Raw genomic sequence first — 20,855 nt, 5'->3', positions numbered from 1 at the left:
CGTCAACTCGACTGCGGCCGCCCGGGCTTCCCGCCCGGGCGGCCGCCCGGTCCCGCCAGCTCCGCCAACGGCGTCCCCCGGGCCCACAGCCGCAGCCGGGCGCCGTCCATGAGATACGTGCGTCCCTGGCGCGCGGCCCACACCTCGTCGCGGCGCGAGAACGTGCCGCGGTGCACGACCAGCCGCACCCGGGGCCCGGGCCGCGCTCGCGACCGGCACGAGCAGGTCTCCTCCTCGTCCGGCAGCGGCTCGGCCACCGGCCGGAACACCACGTCGAGCAGCAGCCCCCGGCCGTCCCGCGCGGCGAGGTGCGGGACGTCGTGCGCCGACGGCGGCAGCACCCGCCAGCCGTCCCGGCGCAGCATCCGCGCCACCGCGAGCACCAGCGCCTGCGGGTCGAGTTCCGCCAACTCCTCCGCCGTGTACCGGCCGCCGCGCCACCGGGCCGGCCGCCGCGACCGGCGGCCCGCCAACCCGGCCGTCGCGCCCAGCACCACGACGGCCACCACGGGAGCCCACACCCCCACCGCCCGGCCGGCCAGCGCCAGCGCCCCGACCGCCCCGCACACCAGCGCGACCAGCGCGGACAGACCGGGCAGCGCCTCGCGCAGCCGCGGCCCGTAACGGCCCGCCGCGCGCAGCTCGCGCACGGTCCGCCGGCGCCGGGCGCGCGGGGACTCACCCGCCGGCGCACGCTCCGCCTCGTGTCCCCCCAGGGCCGGCACCCCCCCACCCGAGCACCATCCGTGGAGGATTGCTACCCGCACGGTGACGGCGAGCCCCCCGTCCGCCGCTTTCGCGCCACGGCCTTGGCCGAACACAGCCCCCCGTTGTCAGTGGCGGATGTCAAGCTGCTGGTCATGGACGAGGCAGACTTCATGCGGGGCCGGGTCTACGGCGCCGACCACGACGACTCGGGACCCCGCCCCGACCGTGCGTACGCCGAGCTGGTCGGCGGCCCGCTCGACGGGTTGCTGCTGGATGTGACCGACCGCGCCGACGGCGCGCCGCACGAGGTGGCGCTGACGACGGAGATAGGCCGGTACGGGCCGGGCGGCCGCGCCCTGTATGCACGCCGCCCGGCGGACGGTCGCCGTTTCGACTGGCGCGGCGACGCTCCGGGCGCCCCCTGACCTGCGCGATCCGCCCCGGCCGCACGCTGGTGATGCTTCTGGGGCGTAGGAGCAGGAATCCGGGGTAACCGCGCGGACATGAACGGGGTGATGAAGGCGGTGCGGATGGAACCTGTCCCGCCCGGCGAAGGGTTCTTCGGGCCTGACGAGGGCCTGGTGGAGACGACGGCGGCGCTGGACGGCGAGGACGGCTGTATCGCGGGGGCGCGGCATCTGACGGGGGATTTCCTCGCGAGCGTCCAACGCGAACACGGAGTGCCGGTGTCGGCGCGGACCATGGACCTGTCCCAGCTGGTGGTGAGCGAACTGGTGACCAACGCGCTGCGGCACGCGCCCGGCCCGGTCCTGCTCCACCTGCGCGTCATCGGCGCGGCGGTGGAGATCGCCGTCTGGGACAGCGATCCCGGGATGCCGGCGCCGCGCGGCGCCGACCCGACCCGGGTGGGCCAGCACGGACTGGAGATCGTGATGGCCGTGGCCCAGCGCTTCCACGTCGTACGGGAACCGGTCGGCAAACGGATCGTGGCACGCCTGGACCTGCTCGACGGGCTGTGAGCGGCAAACAGGGGCTCAGCGGGCCGGGGCGGCCCCCCGCTCGACGACGCGGAAGGTCGCCCGGCCGAGGGCGAGCACCCCGTCGGACAGCGGGGTGCACCGAACGCCGCCCTTGCCGCGCAGAGCCCGCTGCGCGCCGGGGCCCACGGTCACCTCCATCCACGCACAGGGGCGCGCCGGCCGGTTGACGCCGAACGTCACGGGACCGTGCCCGGTGTCGAGAACGATCGTCGAGCCGACGTACGCGTCGATGTCCACGCCGCGCAGCAGGACGTTGCGGCGTGTGTGCCGCAGGTCCGCGCCCTCGGCGATGTGGTGGGGGAGGTTCTCGGCGGCCATCAGCGTGACGGCCGCGTCGCGGTGCGCGGCGCGGCCGTAGTAGCGGTCGCCGACGAGCCCGAGACCGCCGCGGACCCGCACGGACGCCACCAGCTCGTCGTCCGGGCCGTCCGCGGGTCCGTCCGAGGGCCGCCCGGCGAGCCGGTGCACCGGCGACACCAGCAACTGCACGACCTCCACCTCGACCGCGCCGTCCGCGCGCTCCATGTCCACCATGGCGTCAACCCTAGAGGGCGTCGACGCGGGCCCGCCGCCGACGGGAGGAAGGGTGCGGGGTCCGTCGGCGGCGGGTGCGGCGGCTCAGGGGCGCCAGGGCAGGGTGGTGCAGTTGGAGCCGGCCGGCCTGCCGCTCAGCCGGTCGGTCAGCCAGGACAGCGCCTCGCCCTGGTCGGCGAGAAGCGGGGTGACGTGGTTGAGGAGGCTGTTGCCCAACGGCAGCAGAGCGACCGACTTGTACGTGACGTCGACGCCCTTCGCGCACCAGTCGACGGCGAGCCGGCGCGCCTGGGCGTGCGGCACGAGGTCGTCGGCGAGGCCGGTGGCGACCCGCACCGGGGACGTGGGCCGGCCGGCGCCGATGCGCTGGTCGGCCAGGAACGCCTTGAGCAGCGGCTCGGAGCGGATGATCGCGCCGATGGGCTGTCCGTCCGTGGTCCAGGTGCTGCTGCGCACCCCGCTGTAGGAGAACAGCGCCTCGCCCACGCACATGGTCGACAGGTCCTTCAGGGCCGCCTTGCCGACCGCGTTGAGATGCGCGTCGGCGATCGGCCTCAGCTCCGGGTCCGACTGCATGAACCCGTTGATCGACCAGCCCAGCGCCCCGGCCAGGCCGCTGCCGTCGATGGCGTCGGTGACGGCGGCCAGGTCCGCGGGCGGAGCGCCGGCGTAGGTGCCGGCGAGCGGGACGTCGGGCGCGTAGGAGGGCTGGAGTTCGGCGGCGGCCGCGGTGGCGCCGCCTCCCTGGCTGTAGCCGTACAGCGCCACCCGTGAGTCGTCCGTGAGCGAGGTTCCGGGCAGGGAGCGCGCCGCACGCACGGCGTCGAGCACGGCGTGCGCCCCGTCGACCCGGTTGACGTAGGTGTGCAGCCGGTCCGTCGCGCCGAGCCCGGCGTAGTCGGTGACCACGACGGCGACGCCCTGGGCGAGCAGGCGGTACATCGCGAGGATCTCGTAACCCACGGACAGTGTCTTGCCGTTGAGGAGCAGCGGGTGCTGCAGGCCGAGGGAGGCGGAGCACTGGTCGCCCTGGCCCATGGTGCCGGGGGCCACGGCGACGAGCGGCCGGGGGCCGGCGCCCCGCCAGGCCGCGCTCGGTTCGATGTACGCGCCGGTGACGGCGACGGGCGCTCCGTTCGAGTCGGTGGACTTGTACATCAGCCGGGTCGCCCTTCCGGGCAGCGGACCGTCGAGGCCCGGCAGGCTCAGGGCGAGCGGCAGCCGTTCGCTGCGGACCAGGGCGCCGTCGGCGGCGGGCAGCGAGGCGGGCGGGTTGTAGAAGACGGGGATGGTGACACCGCGCGAGACGACGGCCTCGTCGGACGGCGACGCGGCGGCGGCCGGGACGGCCGTCGCGCCGAGACAGGCGGCGACCGTGACGGCCGCCGCGAGCAGGCGGGGGGAAGCGGGCATGGCGGACCTCCGGAGGGGGAGAAGGGAGGCCGAGCCTTCCTCTGCGGCTCGGGTGGGGCGGCGGCCCGGTGGGGGTGGGGCCGCCCGGCACGCGTTCGTTTCCGAATGCAGGCATTCGGCTCACTGCTGTTGGACGAACTGTCAGGACCGTAGCGGCAGCGGGGTTACCCGGGGTACTGGCCGGTAGGTTACGGTTCGGTAATATCGCTGTGATCGTCATGTCACATGACTCTGCGTAGATCCATCCGGCGGACGTACCCGCCGCTGATCGAGTGGTGACGGCCCGGGCGGGGGCGTACGGTCGAACGGTGGACCTGACGGCGGGCTGGAACCTCCCGCCGCTTCCTCCCCCAGGGGCCCGCACCCGAGCGGGCGACACGTCATGAGCAGCGCTCCGCAGCACACTTCCGCGACCGACACCGCCGCCCGTCAACAGGGCGGCGGCGCAGGCGTGATGGCGCTGCTGGTCATCGCCTCGTGCCAGCTGATGGTGGTCCTCGACATCACCATCGTGAACATCGCCCTGCCCGACATCCAGCGGTCCCTGGACTTCTCCACCACCAGCCTGTCGTGGGTCGTCAACGCCTACACCCTCACCTTCGGCGGGCTGCTCCTGCTCGGCGGCCGCGCCGGCGACATCCTCGGCAGACGGCGGGTGTTCGTCTTCGGAGTGCTGCTCTTCGTACTGGCGTCCCTGCTCGGCGGGTTCGCCCAGAGCGAGGCCCAACTCCTCGGCGCACGCGCCCTGCAGGGCGTCGGCGGCGCCATCGCCTCGCCGACCTCGCTCGCCCTGATCAGCACCACGTTTCCCGAAGGACCCGAACGCAACCGGGCGTTCGGGGTGTTCGCGGCCGTCTCGGCGGGTGGCGGCGCGATCGGGCTGCTCGCCGGCGGCATGCTCGTCGAATGGCTGAACTGGCGCTGGGTGCTCTTCGTCAACGTCCCCATCGGCCTGCTCATCGCGCTGGCCGCGCCCCGCTGGATCAAGGAGTCCGAACGCCACCCCGGACACTTCGACGTCACCGGCGCGCTGACCTCCACCGCGGGCATGGTCCTGCTGGTGTACGGCTTCATCCGCGCCGCCCAGGACGGCTGGCGCGACCCCCTCACCCTGGCGTCGTTCGCCGGCGCGGTCGTCCTGCTCGCGCTGTTCGTCCTGGTCGAGCGGCGTTCCAGGCAGCCGATCACCCCGCTGCACATGTTCGCCGACCGCAACCGCGCCGGCACCTACGGGATCATGCTGTGCCTCGCCGCCGCCATCTTCGGCATGTTCTTCTTCCTCACGCTGTTCGTGCAGAACGTGCTGGACTTCAGCCCGCTGCTGGCGGGCGTGGCGTTCCTGCCGGTCAGTGCGGTGATCGCGGTCGGCGCCGGGCTCGCCTCCCGCTTCCTGCCGGTGTACGGGCCCAAGCCCTTCATGGTGCTGGGCGCCGTCCTGGCCGCCGGGGGCCTGGCCTGGCTGACCCTGACCGACGTCCACTCCACCTACGCGGGCAGCGTCCTCGGCCCGATGCTCGTCTTCAGCCTCGGCATGGGCATGGAGTTCGTCTCGCTGACCCTGATGGCGCTGTCGAACGTGCCTACGCGGGAGACCGGCGCGGCCTCCGGACTGCTCAACGCCATGCAGCAGGTGGGCGGTTCACTCGGACTGTCCATCCTGGTCACGATGTTCGGCACGGCCAGCGGCAACGAGGCGAAGCGGCAGGTCCCCGCCTTCCTCGCCCAGGCCACGCCGGTCGAGCGACTGCGTTTCAGCCGCACCGGCGAACTCCCCCCACCGTGGGCCGACGAGGTCCTCACCGCCGGCGTCTCGGCGGCCTTCGTGATGGCGGCCGTCTTCACCCTCATCGCCGCCGTGATCGCCGTCGTCGTCATCCAGGTACGCCCGTCCGACCTGGAACGACTCAAGGGCGACACCCCGGGCCCGCTACCGGGAGCGTGACCCCGACCGGTGGGCTCGCGCATCACTCCGTCATGGGCAGGCACTCGGCGAGCAGGTCGACGACGTCCCGCCAAGCTCGCTGTGCGTGCTGAGGGTGAAAGCCGACCCCAGGAAGCACGACGTGGTCGACCGGTGGGTGATGGAAGGCGTGCAGAGCGCCGCCGTAGACCACGAGGCGCCAGTCGACGCCCGCAGCCTGCATCTCGGCAGTGAACGCCTCCCGTTGCGCGGGCGGCATGATCGGGTCTTCCGACCCGACCCCGGCCCACACCGGGCAACGAATGCGCGCCGTCTCGCCTGGCCGGCCCGTGGTCAGGCCGTTGACTGTCGCGATCGCGCGCAGGTCGACGCCGTCGCGCCCGAGTTCCAGCGCGATCGCGCCCCCGGTGCCGTAGCCGACGGCGGCGATCCGGTCCGGGTCGGCCCGCGGCTCGGCGCGGAGCACGTCGAGCGCCGCGTGGCCGATGCCTCGCATCCGGTCGGGGTCAGCGAGCAGCGGCATGCAACGGGCCAACATCTCCTCGGGGTCGCCCAGATAGCGCCCGCCGTGGAGGTCGAAGGCCAGGGCCACGTATCCCAGCTCGGCGAGCGCATCGGCCCGGCGGCGCTCGACGTCGCTGAGTCCCATCCCCTCGGGCCCGACCAACACCCCGGGCCGGCGGTCGACACCGGCCGGGAGCGCGAGATGCCCGATCATCGTCAGGCCGTCGGCCGCGTATTCGATCGTGTGCGTCGTAACCGTCGTCATGTGCTCGGACTGTAGTGATCGTCGAGCCCGGTCGGACCGGTGTTCTGCCGCCGGCAGAAGGCAGGCGGGCGGCTGGGCGAGGGGGTTCTTCGAGCCAGGTGGCCTGCCTGAGCCCTGGTCGCCGGCAGTCCTACCGCGCTTCGAGCGCGGCGCCGCACCGTCATGGGAAGCGCGGTCGAGAAAATCAAGGTCTGGTTCCGGTTTGTCCCTCGCGAGGGGTGGTTCCCACAGGACACCGAGGGACTGTGGGCAACGAAGCTCGGCGATGACACGGCCAGTGTGCAGAACGCTTCTCCTCGAGCCTGACCTGGCGCGGGGCCACTCTGTTCGAGCTGGGACTTGTCATGTCGTCTCGGGCTTGGTGCGGCGGGCGTAGGCGCGGGCGGCGCGGGCGCGGTCGCCGCAGCGGGTGGAGCACCAGTGGCGGCGGCCGTGGCGGAGCAGGTAGCGGTTGCAGGGTGGGGAGCCGCAGGCGGTGAGACGCTGCGCGTCGGGACCGGTGAGCAGGTCGGCGGCGTCGGCGGCGAGGGTGGCCATGGCGTGCTCGACGATCGCGGTGGTGGGGTGGGGAGTGGCGCGGTAGGGGCCGGTGCTGTCGTCCCACTGCAGCAGGGGAGCGGTGGGGACGCGGGTCATGGCGTCGTTGATGGCGCTGATCGCTGCGGGCAGGGCGGGCAGGCCTGCGGTACGGGAGGCGAACAGCGACCTGATCTGTTCGCGCAGCGAGCGCAGCTGTGATGCGCACATTTCCCGCATGCCGGCGTCGACGGGGGCCAGGCCGCGTTCGGTGAGCCAGTGGTTGGCCTGTGCGGGGGTTCCCAGGAGGTCGAGCGTGTGGCCGCCGGGCATCGCGATGGCGCTGTTGGCCAGGGCCAGGGAGAGGTGGTCGGCCTCTCCCTGCGCGGGCGGCACGGCGGGTTCTGTGATCACGGTCTCCCTCATACCTCTCATGTTACGGCTTGCCCCTTTCCGTGAGACGGGGCTACTGTCCTCTCACGGTTCAATCGAATCCATCCGTGAGGTGTTCTTCATGTCTTCGTCAGTGGTCGACCAGTTCCCCGTCCGTGTGTTCGGCGGCCCGACCGCCCTGTTCGAGTACGGCGGCCTGCGCTTCCTGACCGACCCGACCTTCGACGGCCCCGGCGAGTACGTCACGCCGGGCGGCCCGACCCTGGTCAAGACCGCCCCCTCCGCCGTCACTCCCGCCGGCCTCGGCCCCATCGACGTGGTCCTGCTCTCGCACGACGAGCACGCCGACAACCTCGACCACTCCGGCCGGGCCCTGCTCGCCGATGTGCCCCTCACCCTCACCACGCCCAGCGGCGGCGAGCGCCTCGGAGAGAAGGCTACGGGCCTGGCCGACTGGCAGTCCGTCGAACTCGACCGCCCCGGCGGCGGCACCGTCACCGTCACCGGCGTTCCCGCCATTCACGGCCCCGGCACCCGCGAGCAGGTCGAGCCGCTCTCCGGCCAGGTCGTCGGCTTCGTCCTGACCGGAGAGGGCCTGCCGACCGTCTATGTCAGCGGCGACAACGCCTCGCTCGACGTGGTCAAGGAGATCGCCGAGCGCTTTGCGCCCGTCGACACCGCCCTCCTCTTCGCCGGAGCCCCGCGCTTCCCCATGCTCCTCGACGGCGGGCTGATCGTCCTCGACAGCAACGGGGCCTGTGAGGCCGCCCAACTCCTCGGCGCCCGCCGCGTGGTGCCGGTCCACTACGACAGCTGGGCCCACTTCACCGAAGGCCGCAACGAACTGGAAGCCGCCTTCGCCGCCGCAGGACTGGCCGACCGCCTCGACTGGGGCCGACGCGCCTGAGCCGCCCCGGCGTTCGTGTCCGTCGTCTGACACCTCGAGTGCCGCGATGTCGGCGCTCTGGGCGATGCGTTTCGTCACGCACCCTCCTCGGAGGTGAAGGGTGTCCGGTAGCTGGGCGTGTTGGTGCGCAGGCCGAGCCGGAGGGTGAGCCGGATTCGTGTGGAGGCGGGCAGGTGGACGGTCAGGAAGGCGCTGTCGCAGGACTGCTCCGCCTCGGTGACCACCGGTTCCGTGTGCCCGTAGTCGTACATGTCCCCGATCCAGCCGTCGTCCGCGCAGGTCGTGTACCGGACAGCGATGATGGTGTGCTCGGCGAAGGCGCCCGCCTGGACGATCACCGTGCGCTCCGCCTCGGGGGCGAGGTTCACCAGTTCGACGGTGGTCGCCTCGGGGTCGATGGAGGTGACCAGGGCGGCCACGTCCGGGGGGAGGCCGGGGCGGCGGGCGCCGGCGTCGTGGTAGCGCAGCCGGGCCTGTTGGAGGCCGCCGTTGTACAGCACCTGGGGGCCGCCCCAGGTCAACTGGACGAGGGCCTCGGTGGCCACGGGGTTGCACTGCTGCCACACATGGATGTCGGCCTCGGGCACGTTCAGGTCGCGGTAGCGGTCGATGCGCCGCAGGCGGTGGCGGACCTGCGCCTGGGCGGTGGCGAGGATCCGCTCCGGGTAGCCGGGGTCGTCACCGGCGAGGAAGGCGAACCACGCCTTCTCGTGCCCGGACTCCTCCTTGGCGCGGAACGGCCGGACGGTGCGCCAGTCGATGCCGTCGGCCTCGCGCAGCGCCTCCAGCCGGGCGCGGTCGGCGTCGGAGGCCGTGTGGTGCCACAGGGCCACCGGGACCGGCGCGGTGGCAGGATTGTGGTCGAACCAGCCCGAGTCCTTGTGCCGGAAGGGGAGGTGGAGCGTGGGTGTGTGGATGTCGGGGCCCAGCTCGACCGCCCACTTGGAGGGGAGACTGGAGTCCGCCTCGGTGTGCGGCATCACCTTGGCCTGTCCGATGAGGGTGTCGAGCGAGGTCGCGACCATGGAGAGGTAGTCGTCGTCCCCGGTGACCGTGGCCGCCGCCAGCGCCGCCACACAGGCCGCGTGGCCCACGCTGTGCCAGCCGTGCGGCCAGGACCAGCCGTAGTGGCCGCCGTACCAGCGGCCCTCCAGCAGGCTGCCCACGACGCCGTCCGGGCCGGCGTTGTCCGGGAGGAGACCGCCGTTCGCCTCGGTGCGCTCCCGCCACACGCCGACGTACTCGACGATCCAGTCGCGGTAGCGCTCCTCGCCGGACAGGATCCAGGCGTTGAGGACCAGCCCGGCCGCGGCGAGGTTGACCGCGGTGTCGCCGACGCCCATCCGGTCCCGCATCTGCGCGCCGAGACGCGGGTCCGCGGAGAGCGGGTACGGGCCGCCGGCGGCCTCGGGGATCCAGTCGAGCGGGAAGCCGTACGTCTGCGCTTCCTTGAGCAGCCAGGGATAGACGTCGCCGTCGAACAGGCCTGTGCGGTCGGGGTCGCTGCCGTTGTGCGCGCGGGTGATGACGCGGTGGGCGGGGTCGTAGTTGCCCTTGGCCGGGTCGACGTACAGCTCGGCGAAGCGCAGGGCGCGCTCGGACCAGCGCTCGGGAGCGGCCATGCACAGGAAGTAGAGCAGCAGCAGGCTCTCGCCTTGGTGGAACCAGTCGTAGCCGCGCTCGAACTCGTCGCGCAGCATGTCGAGTTCGGTGAGCTGCCGGGTCACGCCCTCCCAGTGCTTCTCACTGGCGGGCAGCAGGTCGTCGGCGCCGCCGAGCAGATACAGCTGGGGCCAGTTGAAGAACACCTCGTAGAAGTCGTCCACGCCGTCGCGGGTGGTCAGCGGGCCGGAGTAGTTCAGGCGTCCGTCCGGGCCGGTGAAGTCGCGGGCGAAGCGCCGCCAGGCGTGGTCGAGGAGGTCGAACAGGGACCGCTGGGCCACCGCCCAGCCGGGTGGTTCGAGCAGCGGCACCTCCGCCTCGATCTCGGGCGGCCCGGCCGGATCATCGCGGGGAGCGTCCTCGGCCGGGGTGCCGTCGGCAGGGCTGCAGGGCATGGGGGATCTCCGTTCGGGTGGGCGGCGGGGCGGCGCACGCCGGGGACGGACGGCCGGGACGGGCCGCTATTCCTTGCTGGCGCCGGCGAGCATCCCGCTGACCAGGAAGCGCTGGGCGAAGAGGAAGACGACCAGCACGGGAGTGATGGCCACGAGTGTCGCCAGAGCCAGCTGCGGCCGCTCGATCGCGAGGGTGCCGACGGCCGGGTTGAAGGACGGCACATTGCTGAGCAGGGTTCCGACGCCGACCTGGATGGGCATCTGGCTGCTCTCGGGGAGCATGACGTAGGGCAGGAAGTAGTTGGTCCAGTTGGCGACGAAACTGAAGAAGCCCACGAGCGCGACGACCGGGGTCGCCAGCGGCAGCGCGATGTGCCAGAAGACGCGGAACTCCGAGCAGCCGTCCATACGGGCCGCCGCCAGCAGGTCCCTGGGTACGGCGGTGGTGAAGTAGATGTAGGTCAGGTACACGCCGAAGGGGTAGAACGAGTACGGCAGGATGATCGACCACATGGTGCCGATCAGGTGCACCGCGTTGATCTCCAGGAACAGCGGGACCACCAGTGTGGCGTTCGGCATGAGCATCACGACCAGGGTCGCGATCAGCAGGGTGTGCCGGCCGCGGAACTCGGTCATGGCCAGGGCGTATCCCGCGGGAATGGCCACAGCGAGTGTGATGACCAGCGAGATCACCGCGTAGAGGGCCGAGTTGCCCAGCCATTGCAGGACGGCGTCGTCCTGGAACGCCGTGAGCGCGTCCCAGTTGGCCTTCAGCGTGTGCCAGGACCCGAAGGACAGCGGGTTGTCATGGACCAGCTGCTGGTCGGTCTTGGTCGCCGCGAGGACGAGCCACACCACCGGCAGCACGAAGAAGGCGAGGAACGCGGCCAGTACGGAGCCGGTCAGCAGCCGGGAGGCCACGTGCCGAACGGGCCTGCGGCGGTGCGGCGGCTGGTGGTGAGTTCGGCTCGTGAGGGGCGCTTCCCGCTCCCGGCTCGCCGTTGCGGCGACTCGACTGCCGGAGGTCTCAGTCGGCATCGAAGAACCCCGACCGTGCGACGAAGAGGGCGGCGGCCGACAGGCTGACGACCAGGAGCTCCACCGAGACCGCGGCGGCGCCGTTGATGTTGTTCATCTGGAAGGCGAAGTCGAACGTCAGCTGGTTCAGCGAGTAGTCGCGTCCGGCCACGCCCACACTGGCGAGGGAGAGCAACTGCGGCTCCACGAAGAGCTGGGCGCCGCCCGCGAACGCCAGGATCACCATGTACACGATCCACTTGCGGAGCATGGGGATCTGCACGTGCCAGGCGGTCTGCCAGGCGCCCGCGCCGTCGATGCGCGCGGCTTCCATGACGTCCGTGGGAATGTTGTTGAGGGCGCCGTACATGACGACGATCCAGCCGCCCGCGCCGGTCCAGAACGCGATGACCGTGAACAGCAGGGGCAGGTTGCCGGGCGCGATCACCTCGCCGAAGGTGTGGAACCCCAGCGCGCCCAGCAGCGAACTGACCGGGCTGACCGTCGGGTCGAGCATGAACAGCCACACCAGCACACTCGCGGCACCGGCGAGCGCTCCCGGGATGTAGTAGAGGAAGCGCAGCGCCTTGCCGGCGGAACCCGAGGCCAGGCGGTGCAGCAGCAGCGCCAGCGCCACCACGAACACCACCAGGGACAGCAGCCAGAAGGCGAGGTAGACGACGACGTGGCCCACGGCGTCCATGAAGCGGAAGTCCTGCGCCGTGGTGACGAAGTTGGCGAAGCCGGTGATCCTGCCACCGGCGTCGGTGAAGGCGAAGTAGATCGCGTACGCGGTCGGAAGGACGCCGAAGGCGACCAGCAGGACCACGTAGGCGGCGACGAAGGCCATGCCGGCCCGGCTCTGCCGGGCGGCGCCTCGGCGGCGCCGGTGGGCAGAGCCGGACGGGGAGTGGGTGAGGGTCACTGGGAGACCTTGTATCCGTTGGACCGGGCGTACTTGACGATGGAGTCCTGCCAGGCCGGCAGCATCGAGACGACGCTCTTGCCCTGGGTCAGGCCGGGCTTGACGGTGGCGGCCCATATCGCCTCCTGGCTGAACTGGCCCGAACCCCAGCCCGGCCAGACCTGCGAGGAGGCGTTCTTGAGGGCGCTGAGGTCGGTGGCGAAGTAGCCGGAGGCGTGCTGTCCCTTCAGCCAGTTGTCCGCCGCCGGCGCGTAGGCGGGGAAGCCCGGCGCCTTCTCGCCCTGGTAGGCGTTGTCGGTGGTGACCCACTTCAGGAAGTCGGTGGCGGCCTTGATGTGCGCGGAGTGCTGGGACAGCAGCCAGGTGCCGCCGCCGACGTTGCCCGTGGACGGCGAGGTCTCTCCCTGCCACTGGGGGATGGGTGCCGCGCCGATCTGCTTGGCCGGGGTCTTGAAGGTGCCCTGGAACAGCGCGCCGCCGTACCAGGCCGGGCCCGGCATGAGCAGGATTCTGTCGGCCTTGTTCTTGCCGAAGTCGGTGCTGAAGACACCGCTGATCGACATGGACTTGTTCTCGATCAGCACGTCCAACAGCCTGGCCATCTTGGTGCAGGCCTCGCTGGAGGTGTTCACCGACACCGACTTGGGGCCGGTGATGTGGTTGGCGCCGCACTTGCTCGCCCACAGGTAGATCTCGGGGGTGAAGGTGTCGCCCGCGTCGCCCACGAGGTAGCCGGGGTGCTCCTCGGCCACCTTCTCGCCGAGCTTCTGGTACTCCTCCCAGGTCGTCGGCACCGTGTAGCCGAACTTCTTCAGCAGGGGGGCGTTGTACCAGAGCACCGCCTGGGAGAGGTCGTTGCGCAGGCAGTAGAGGGTGCCGTCGACCGTGCAGACGTCGTTGGCGCCCTTCGCGAACTGCCCCAGGGCCGACTCGGGGATCAGGCCCTTGTTCAGCGGAGCGGCGAAGTTCTGGTCGACCGCCCAGGTCACCTCGTTGTTCTGGGAGCTGAAGACGACGTCCGGCCAGCCCTTGCCGGTGCGGTTGAACAACTGGACCTTGGTCTGGAGGTAGTTCGAGCCGTTCGCGTCACCGTCGTAGCTGACGATGTCCATCTTCACGTCCGGGTGCTGCTGCTGGTACAGCTTCGCGGCGTCCATGCGGGTCGCGTCCACCCAGACGGTCAACGCACCCTCCTTCTGCGGCACTTGGGCGAAGCCGTCCTTGTTCGTCTTACCGGCGGTGCTGCCGCCACAGGCGGTCAGGGTCAGTGCCGCGGTGGCCGCGCAGCCGGCCAGCAGCGCCGCGCGTCTTGTGCTGGGCGCTCTCTTCGGGCCGGTCGAAGGCATGGTGACGGTCATGAGTGACTCCACTGGGTTCGCAGCTGCCCCGAGCGGGTCGGGGGTGGCGGCGGCTCGGACGGGCCGACGCCGGGCCGTCCCGGGCAGGTGTCGGACACTGAAGGCGGCTCTTCTACCACCGACATGAAAGAAATTAGCCGTCTTATCAAGTGGAGCGTCAAGGGTGCGTACGGCGTTCTTTTGGCGCACCCAGAGGTAATGGCGGGGTGTTTATGCGCGGTTATGGCCTATATAGGGCTTATGTGAGCTCGAATATCCATGCTTGCGTCATGGATCTTGGTCGAGATGAGTACGACTTATAAATTCCTGCCAGCTACAATGCTGTCTGCTCCACAGCGATCAGCCGCGGTCGCCGCAGCCACCCGGGAGGCAGCACAGATGAACGACACGCCAGCGAACGAAGCGGCCTTGCCGGCTCAGGCCCAGCCCGCTGCGCCCGCGGCGGTGAACGGCTCGGACGAGCGGCGTGACTACCGTCCGGGGTACGAGATCGTGGCGGAGCGGATCCTCGAGTACATCGCCGAGGAGCGGCTGGTGGCGGGTGACCGGCTGCCCACGGAGATCGACCTGGCCCGGATGCTGAGCACCAGCAGGGCGGTGGTGCGGGAGGCAGTGAAGATCCTTTCGGCACTGGGCCGAGTGCGGGCCCACAAAGGCAGGGGCCTGTTCGTCGCGGACGACGAAGGCATGCTCATCACCAGCCGCTGGGGCGGCTTCTTCCGTCCCGTCGACATCAACCACGTACTGATGCTGTTCGAGTTCCGCAGGGTCCAGGAGATGTCCGCCAGCAGTCTGGCGGCCAGCCGCGCCACCCCTTCGGAACTGCGCACCATCGAGGTGGCAGTGGAGCAGTGCCGGCACGGCTTCGTCCACGGCCAGGTCGACGTGTTCAACCAGGCGGACGACGACTTCCACGCGGCCGTGTCCGCTGCCTCGCACAACGCCTTCCTCGTCAGCGCCGTGCGGGACGCGCGACGTCTGCAGCGCCAGTCCAGCGCCATCGGTATCCATGACACGCTCGGCGAGAACACCAGGGCGGCCGTCGAGGAGCACGAGGCGATCTACCGGGCCATCCGTGACGGCCGCCCCGAGGGGGCGGCGCAGGCCACCGCGGCACACCTCGACAGAACCCTGGAGGACTACCGGCGCGAGATCCAGCGGCGCCTGTTCGGATAGCGCTGCGCGTCAGCGCGCCCTGCGCGCCCAGGGCTCTTCTGATGGCGCATCGACGCGGACACGACGTTCGAGTGCGCAACAGCCGGCTGACGCGGTGCCGCGTCAGCCGCTACCGCTGACTCCCGTTCCGAGACCCCCCAGGGGCCCTCAGTCGTCCAGCGCGTCCAGCACCTCGCCGAGGTCGACGAACTTGAAGTTCGTCGCGGTGCGGCCCTCGGCCTCGCCGGCGTCGTCGTGTCCGTCCTGCACCACTAGCAGGCCGCGCGGATACCTGCGCCCCAGCGGCTCGCGCAGTGCCGCCGCGCCGTCGCACTCCTCGGAGCCGTCCGGGCCCGCCGCCCTGGCCCCGACCCGGAAGCCTCCCTCGTACGCGAGGCGGGCGCCGCGTCCGCGGCCGTAGGCGGCGAAGGTGTCGTCGCCCTGGCTGGAGGCCAGCAGGTGGGCGTCACCGCCGTCCGTCCCGGCGACCAGCGTCAGGCCCTCCACGTCCGCCGAGAGCCGCTCGCCCCCGTAGCCCGGGTCGGCGCCGGGCACGCACTCCTCGGTGGTCTCGTCGTAGACCCCCGGAACGCCGAACTCCCGCACCCTGTCGAGGAGTCGGGGCTTACCGGTGAGGTCGGCGGGCACGCGCCAGATGCCGACGTCCTCCTGGGCGGCGTAGAGCGTGCCGCTCGCCGGGTCGACGACCATGCCCTCGACCTGCGGCAGCTCGCCCGGTTCCGCGCACGGCGACCAGGACGTGCCGTCCGGCAGGCGGAAGGACGACGGCAGGGTCAGGGTGCGGACCTTGCGGTAGCCGACCCTGCCTCCCGCAGTGGCGGTCAGTTCGAGCAGGGCGACGGCGGTGCGCTCACGCCGGCTCACCAGCGCGTAGGCGCGGCCGGTGGTCCGGTCGGTCCAGGTGGCGAGGCCGTACGCGGTGCGCTGGGCGTCGATCTCGGTCTGGTCGGCGGAGAAGACCGGCGGGACGGACGGGTCGGTGACGTCGGTGAGGGGGCGGGACGGGGTGCGCGGGTCGATGCGGTAGAAGCGCAGCCGGTCCGTGCCCCGGTCCGTGGTGACCGCCAGGTCGGCCCGGCCGGTGGACAGCCCGAGACCGTGGACGAGGTCGACGTTGTTGAAGCGGCCGGGGGCGTGACCGGGCCCCGGCCGGGCGGGCGCGGCGATCGACTGGACCAGGCGGGCGTCGAGGTCGTAGACCCGAAGGCCGCCCTGCTTCGCGGTGGCGACGACGAGGCTGGCGTCCGGGCGGGCGGGGTTGCGCCAGATCGCGGGGTCGTCGGCGTCCGCGTCGCCGCCGGCCTCGTCGTCGTACAGCGGGGCGGTCTCCGCGCGGGGCGGGACCGTCGGCAGGGCCGGGCCGGTGTGCGCGGTCGCGGGGAGCGCGGCGGTCAGGACGAGGGACGCCGCGAGCGAGGCTACGGCGAACGGTCGCGGAAGAGGTCTGGCCACGTCGACCTTCTTTCGGTAGCGGGCATGACAACACGGTGATCTTGGTGGCGCGGTCCGTCCGTGAGGGGACGGGCGGGTGGCGGACAGGTGCCCGGTGGGGGAACAACTCCCTTGCCGTGCAAGGAGTGTGGGCCTATGCCGTGGAGTGCGCCAGCAGGTAGTCGACGGCCGCGGTGACCTCGGTGACCGTGTGATGCGGGACGGCCAGGCCGTCCGGCCAGGGACGCCCGGCCACCCATATCGTCCTCAGGCCCGCCCGGTGCCCGCCGTCGATGTCCGCCCGCGGGTTGTCGCCCGTCATCCAGTCCCCGGCACTGAGCTGCGTGCCGCAGCGTGCCGCCGCCAGCTCGAACAGCCGGGGGTCGGGCTTGCGGACGTCGATGTCCCCCGAGGCGGCGATGCCGTCGACGAGATCGGCGAGGCCCGTGGCGCGCACCTTGGCCCGCTGGATGTCGGACGCCCCGTTCGTGGCGACGCCCACGCTCCAGCCCCGGTCCTTCAGCCGGGCGAGGCTGTCCAGCACGGCGGGACGGCAGGTGACGGCCGCCGCCATGCGGTCGACGTACACCCGCCACAGGTGCGCGGCCGACTCGCGCAGCCCGAACTCCGCGCGCAGCCGGGCGAAGTCGCCGCGCTCGGCGTGATCGGCCAGTTCCGTCAGCAGCCACCGCTCGATCTCCGGGCCGTATCCGTGGTCGTGACACAGGTCGGCGACGGCGTCCGTGAACGCGGCCGTACGGTCCACCAGGGTGCCGTCCAGGTCGAAGAGGGCGAGACGCATGCGCGAGACCCTACCCCGGTGAACTGCCGTGACTTCAGGCCGGGATGCCGTCGCGGGGAGACGTGTTTGCCGCACGGGGGAGCGGCAACGCGATGTCCATGAGTGAATCGAACGCCGAGACGAACGAAGAGCGAGAGACGAAGAAGCGGACCACCGCGGCCAAGGCCCGGCAGAGCGCCACGAAGGCGACCGCGCCGGCCTCGCGGGCGGCCGACGGCGCGGCGGCGAAGACCGGTGAGGCCGCCTCCGCGGCCAAGCGGGGCGCCGAGCGCGCGGCCGACGCGACGACCGGCGCCGCGCAGAACGCGGCCCGGACCGTCGAGGCGGGCCGCCAGGCGATCGTCGCGACCTCGGGGCAGGTCGCGGCCACGGCGAAGACGGCGTGGACGGTCATCGCCCAGCGCAAGCTGGTCGCGGCGGCCGCCGGCGCCGGTCTGACCGCGATCACCGCCGCCTCCTACGCGGCCGGCCGCCGCTCGGGCCGCCACACCCACGGCCCGATCACCCGCCTCACCGGCGGCCGCATCTGACCCCACCGGGTGAGTTCACAGTTCACTGGTCGGCGGACCCCAACCCCCTGAGGGGCGGGGTCCGCCGTCCGTGTGGCCCCGAGGGCGGCCCCCGCCGCCGACCCGAGCACCCACCTCTCAGCCGAGCCGCCCCCGTCCCCGCGCGGTGAAACCCTCCCCGCTGGGCACGAGCGGGAGTGATCTTCGTCGTCGAGGCCCACCCCGGAGGAACCGCCACCGTGACCGCGCCCACGCGTCCGCTGCCCCCCGCGCCGCGCCGTCGTTTCGATCTCCGGTCGACGGCGCTCTTCTTCGTCATCCTCGCCATCCTGCTGAGCCTCGCCGTCCTGACCGCCCGTACCGCGGCGGCCGCGGCCGAGCGCCGCCCCGGCTGGGCGGTGGCGCTGGCGCTGCTCACGGCCGGGGTGGTCGTGGCCTGCCGTCGCGGCCGCCGGCACTGGTCGGCGCGCAGGATGGTGCGGCGCACCGCCGCAGCCCTCGAACAGGCCGCCGAGACCGCGGCAGGCGAACTGCAGAACACGGCCCCCGAGCCCCCGCTCCCCGCCGCCGGGTTCCGTCCGGCCGAGGAGACCCTCGTCCCGGCCGAGCCGCCGACGGTGATCCCGCGACAGCCCGGCACCGAGCCCACGCTCCTCGATCCCGACCACGAACCGACCGTCGCCGCGGCGACCGTCGTCGACGTCGTGGACTACGACGCCCTCGACCCCGACGAGTTCGAGCAGGCGATAGCCGATCTGTGCCTGCGCGACGGCTGCACGGACGTGGAGGTGGTCGGCGGCGCCGGCGACCTCGGCGCCGACGTCACCGCCGTCGCGCCGAGCGGCCACCGGCTCGTCATCCAGTGCAAGCGCTACGGCGAGAGCCACAAGGTCGGCTCACAGGACCTCCAGCGCTTCGGCGGCACCTGCTTCACCGTCCACGAGGCCGACGTCGCCGTCATCGTCACCACCAGCGACTTCACCGCGCCCGCCGTCGAGTACGCGCAGCAGTGCGGCATCGTCTGCGTCGACGCCCGGGACCTGTGGGCCTGGGGCGCCGGCGCCGGCCCCCGCCCCTGGGAGCCGCGCCCCTGGGAAACGCCCGCCGCCGGGTGCTGAGCCGGGGCGGCTCGGTCCCCGCCGATGGTTCGCCCGCAGCGAAGTGGGCACTTGGCGGTGAGCTGTCGGCGAGCACGGGAGGCTGTTGTGGCGGTTCGGCATCACCTGATCAAGACGGACCCGGCGACGGTGTGGGCCGTCCTGGCCGACGGGACCCGCTACGCGGACTGGGTGGTCGGAACGGCCAAGTCCCGGCCGCTGCGCGGACAGTGGCCGCAGGTCGGCTCGTCGATCGCCTACGAGATCCGGCTGGGCCCCCTCAGCTTCTCCAACGAGACCGAGGTCCGGCGCTGCGAGGAAGGCCGCGAACTGGAACTGGAGGCCAGGGCGGGCGCGCTCGGCACCGCCAGGATCGCCATCGAACTGCGCCCCTGGGGCGAGCACTGCCTCGTCATCGTGGACGAACACCCCCTCCAGGGCGCGGGCGGCGCCCTGCACAACGCCGGCGTCGAGGTGCTGATCCAGGTGCGCCACCGCGCCATGCTGGCCCGCCTTGCCAAGGTCTGCGCCGCCGAGCGCGACAAGGCCGAGGCCGGAGCCGGCGCAGCGACCTCCGGTCACGGCGGCGGCCGCACGGCGTCCCAGGCGGCAGGGCGAGCCGCCCACGGAGGCGTCGATGCCTGACGCCGTCGTGATCGGAGCCGGGCCGAACGGCCTGGTCGCGGCCAACCTCCTCGCCGACGCGGGCTGGAGCGTGGAGGTCCTGGAGGAACAGCCCGAACCAGGCGGCGCGGTCCGCCACGACCGGGGCGTGGACCCGGCCTTCGTCAACGACCTGTTCAGCTCCTTCTACCCGCTGGCCGCCGCCTCCCCGGTGCTGTCGGGCCTGCGGCTGGGGGACCACGGCCTGCGCTGGAGCCGCGCCCCGCACGTCCTCGCCCACCCCCTCAGCGACGGCAGGTGCGCCGTACTGGACCGGGACCTCGACACCACCGCGGCCTCCCTCGACGTCTTCCACGCCGGGGACGGCGACGCCTGGCACCGGCTGCACGGCGTGTGGGACCGGCTGCGGCCGGACATCCTCGGCGCCCTCTTCACCCCCTTCCCGCCGGTCAAGGCGGGCGCACGGCTCGCGCTGCGGCTGCGCGGAGCGGGCGGACTGCGCCTGGCGCGCACCCTGCTGCTGCCGGTGCGGCGCATGGGCGACGAGGAGTTCGGGGGAGAGGGCGGCAGGCTGCTGCTGGCCGGCAACGCGCTGCACGCCGACCTCGCCCCCGAGGCCGCGGGCAGCGGAGGCTTCGGCTGGCTGATGTCCATGCTCGGCCAGACGTACGGCTTCCCCGTGCCCGTCGGCGGGGCGGGCGCCCTGACCGCCGCCCTGGTCCACCGGCTGCGGGCGCGCGGCGGCGCCCTGCGATGCGGGGTGCGCGTGGACCGGGTCGTCGTCCGGGGCGGCCGGGCCGTCGGCGTGCGCACCGCCGAGGGCGAGGCGGTCCCCGCCCGTCGGGCCGTGCTGGCCGACGTGTCCGTCCCCGCGCTCTACGGCCACCTGGTCGAGCCCGAGCACCTGCCGGCCCAGACGCTGGCCGACCTGAAGCGGTTCCAGTGGGACTTCGCCACCTTCAAGGTCGACTGGGCGCTCGACGGCCCCGTGCCGTGGGCCTCCGAGCAGGCCGCGCGGGCCGGCACCGTCCATCTCGCCGACGGCCTCGACGAACTCACCCGCTTCGCCGCCCAGATCGCCATGGGACGCGTCCCGGACCGGCCCTTCGCGCTGTTCGGCCAGATGACGACCGCCGACGCCACCCGCTCCCCGCGCGGCACCGAGTCCGCCTGGGCGTACACCCACGTGCCCCACGAGGTCAGGGCGGACGCCGGCGACGAGGGACTCACCGGCGCCTGGGACGAGAAGGAGCAGCAGATCATGGCCGACCGGGTGGAACGCCAGGTCGAACGGTTCGCGCCGGGTTTCCGCACGCTGATCCGGGCGCGCCGCGTCCTCGGCCCGCCCACCCTCCAGGAACTGGACGCCAACCTCCTCGGCGGCGCCATCAACGGCGGTACGACAGCACTCCACCAGCAGCTCGTGTTTCGGCCCACGCCCGGCGCCGGGCGCCCCGAGACACCGGTGCGCGGGCTGTTCCTCGCCTCCGCCGGCGCCCACCCGGGCGGCGGCGTCCACGGCGCCCCCGGCGCCAACGCCGCCCGCGCTGCCCTGCGCCGCAACCTGCCCCCGGGACTGCCCCGTCTCCAGCGCGCCCTCGCCCACCGCGACCGCACCGGCGACCGCACGCACTCCGCCCGCTGAGGCCGGCACCGCACGTCCCCCTCGGGCCCGCAGTCACCGATCGGAGCGCCCC

20 protein-coding genes are annotated in these 20,855 nt (G+C 72.5%); 9 read left to right on the top strand and 11 right to left on the bottom strand.

Translation table 11 applies throughout. From position 1 onward, the window contains the following. Window positions 1-2: 2 nt before the first annotated feature. Window positions 3-725, bottom strand: coding sequence for a hypothetical protein (locus tag ACFYXA_RS28720; protein ID WP_389038173.1), 723 nt, complete (start codon window positions 723-725; stop codon window positions 3-5). 135 nt (window positions 726-860) lie between these two features. Here ACFYXA_RS28720 and ACFYXA_RS28715 point away from each other — a divergent pair, with 135 nt between their 5' ends. Further along, window positions 861-1,133, top strand: coding sequence for a hypothetical protein (locus tag ACFYXA_RS28715; protein WP_351099447.1), 273 nt, complete (start codon window positions 861-863; stop codon window positions 1,131-1,133). A 78-nt stretch (window positions 1,134-1,211) separates the two neighbouring features. Beyond that, window positions 1,212-1,688: an ATP-binding protein gene (locus tag ACFYXA_RS28710; RefSeq protein ID WP_389038170.1), complete on the top strand. Its 477-nt coding sequence runs from the start codon at window positions 1,212-1,214 to the stop codon at window positions 1,686-1,688. 15 nt (window positions 1,689-1,703) lie between these two features. On the opposite strand, the gene ACFYXA_RS28705 is transcribed toward ACFYXA_RS28710, so the two are convergent. Continuing rightward, window positions 1,704-2,243 (bottom strand): molybdenum cofactor biosysynthesis protein, encoded by a 540-nt coding sequence (locus tag ACFYXA_RS28705; protein ID WP_389038167.1) that lies wholly within the window; start codon window positions 2,241-2,243, stop codon window positions 1,704-1,706. Window positions 2,244-2,327: 84 nt separating this feature from the next. After that, a complete protein-coding gene (locus tag ACFYXA_RS28700) occupies window positions 2,328-3,656 on the bottom strand; it encodes a lipase family protein (RefSeq protein WP_389038164.1) in 1,329 nt (442 codons plus the stop codon). Window positions 3,657-4,038: 382 nt separating this feature from the next. Between ACFYXA_RS28700 and ACFYXA_RS28695 the strand changes: the two genes are divergently transcribed. Next, the gene (locus ACFYXA_RS28695) at window positions 4,039-5,598 is read left to right on the top strand and encodes an MFS transporter (protein WP_389038161.1); all 1,560 of its coding nucleotides are present in this window, start codon (window positions 4,039-4,041) and stop codon (window positions 5,596-5,598) included. 22 nt (window positions 5,599-5,620) lie between these two features. Here the strand turns inward: ACFYXA_RS28695 and ACFYXA_RS28690 are convergent, their stop codons facing one another. Together ACFYXA_RS28690 and ACFYXA_RS28685 are read right to left on the bottom strand one after the other, a co-directional pair. Then, window positions 5,621-6,346 carry a dienelactone hydrolase family protein gene (locus tag ACFYXA_RS28690; RefSeq protein ID WP_389038159.1) on the bottom strand — a complete coding sequence of 242 codons (726 nt, stop codon included), beginning with the start codon at window positions 6,344-6,346 and terminating at the stop codon, window positions 5,621-5,623. Between the two features lie 342 nt (window positions 6,347-6,688). Further along, the gene (locus ACFYXA_RS28685; protein WP_389038156.1) at window positions 6,689-7,288 is read right to left on the bottom strand and encodes a CGNR zinc finger domain-containing protein; all 600 of its coding nucleotides are present in this window, start codon (window positions 7,286-7,288) and stop codon (window positions 6,689-6,691) included. Between the two features lie 88 nt (window positions 7,289-7,376). Here ACFYXA_RS28685 and ACFYXA_RS28680 point away from each other — a divergent pair, with 88 nt between their 5' ends. Further along, entirely contained in the window at window positions 7,377-8,162 is a 786-nt protein-coding gene (locus tag ACFYXA_RS28680) for an MBL fold metallo-hydrolase (RefSeq protein ID WP_389038153.1), read from the top strand. A 74-nt stretch (window positions 8,163-8,236) separates the two neighbouring features. On the opposite strand, the gene ACFYXA_RS28675 is transcribed toward ACFYXA_RS28680, so the two are convergent. From ACFYXA_RS28675 to ACFYXA_RS28660, 4 genes are all read right to left on the bottom strand, one after another. Next, a complete protein-coding gene (locus tag ACFYXA_RS28675; protein ID WP_389038150.1) occupies window positions 8,237-10,219 on the bottom strand; it encodes a hypothetical protein in 1,983 nt (660 codons plus the stop codon). 66 nt (window positions 10,220-10,285) lie between these two features. Continuing rightward, entirely contained in the window at window positions 10,286-11,140 is an 855-nt protein-coding gene (locus ACFYXA_RS28670; protein ID WP_389038147.1) for a carbohydrate ABC transporter permease, read from the bottom strand. Between the two features lie 106 nt (window positions 11,141-11,246). Further along, a complete protein-coding gene (locus tag ACFYXA_RS28665; protein ID WP_389038144.1) occupies window positions 11,247-12,161 on the bottom strand; it encodes a carbohydrate ABC transporter permease in 915 nt (304 codons plus the stop codon). Further along, the gene (locus tag ACFYXA_RS28660) at window positions 12,158-13,519 is read right to left on the bottom strand and encodes an ABC transporter substrate-binding protein (RefSeq protein ID WP_389038141.1); all 1,362 of its coding nucleotides are present in this window, start codon (window positions 13,517-13,519) and stop codon (window positions 12,158-12,160) included. The genes ACFYXA_RS28665 and ACFYXA_RS28660 overlap by 4 nt, the downstream gene beginning before the upstream one ends. Window positions 13,520-13,897: 378 nt before the next feature. On the opposite strand from ACFYXA_RS28660, the gene ACFYXA_RS28655 reads away from it, so the two are divergent. After that, complete coding sequence (locus ACFYXA_RS28655) at window positions 13,898-14,695, top strand: FadR/GntR family transcriptional regulator (protein ID WP_389038138.1); 798 nt, start codon at window positions 13,898-13,900, stop codon at window positions 14,693-14,695. Window positions 14,696-14,842: 147 nt separating this feature from the next. Here ACFYXA_RS28655 and ACFYXA_RS28650 read toward each other — a convergent pair whose 3' ends face one another. Next, window positions 14,843-16,147 carry a phytase gene (locus tag ACFYXA_RS28650; RefSeq protein ID WP_389038135.1) on the bottom strand — a complete coding sequence of 435 codons (1,305 nt, stop codon included), beginning with the start codon at window positions 16,145-16,147 and terminating at the stop codon, window positions 14,843-14,845. 133 nt (window positions 16,148-16,280) lie between these two features. Beyond that, window positions 16,281-16,928, bottom strand: a complete 648-nt coding sequence (locus tag ACFYXA_RS28645; protein WP_389038132.1) for an HAD family hydrolase — start codon at window positions 16,926-16,928, stop codon at window positions 16,281-16,283. 92 nt (window positions 16,929-17,020) lie between these two features. Here ACFYXA_RS28645 and ACFYXA_RS28640 point away from each other — a divergent pair, with 92 nt between their 5' ends. From ACFYXA_RS28640 to ACFYXA_RS28625, 4 genes are all read left to right on the top strand, one after another. After that, a complete protein-coding gene (locus ACFYXA_RS28640; protein WP_351099473.1) occupies window positions 17,021-17,458 on the top strand; it encodes a hypothetical protein in 438 nt (145 codons plus the stop codon). A 218-nt stretch (window positions 17,459-17,676) separates the two neighbouring features. Beyond that, on the top strand, window positions 17,677-18,555 hold the full coding sequence (locus ACFYXA_RS28635) for a restriction endonuclease (RefSeq protein WP_389038129.1): 879 nt from the start codon (window positions 17,677-17,679) through the stop codon (window positions 18,553-18,555). A gap of 87 nt (window positions 18,556-18,642) precedes the next feature. Further along, window positions 18,643-19,179 (top strand): SRPBCC family protein, encoded by a 537-nt coding sequence (locus ACFYXA_RS28630; protein WP_352250778.1) that lies wholly within the window; start codon window positions 18,643-18,645, stop codon window positions 19,177-19,179. Beyond that, window positions 19,172-20,803, top strand: a complete 1,632-nt coding sequence (locus ACFYXA_RS28625) for an NAD(P)/FAD-dependent oxidoreductase (RefSeq protein ID WP_352250776.1) — start codon at window positions 19,172-19,174, stop codon at window positions 20,801-20,803. The genes ACFYXA_RS28630 and ACFYXA_RS28625 overlap by 8 nt, the downstream gene beginning before the upstream one ends. Window positions 20,804-20,855 lie beyond the last annotated feature (52 nt).

Source organism: Streptomyces sp. NPDC002566, assembly GCF_042889585.1.
Lineage (GTDB): Bacteria > Actinomycetota > Actinomycetes > Streptomycetales > Streptomycetaceae > Streptomyces.
The sequence above is the reverse complement of the archived record's forward strand: the minus strand, read 5'-3'. Positions and strand labels throughout refer to the sequence as shown.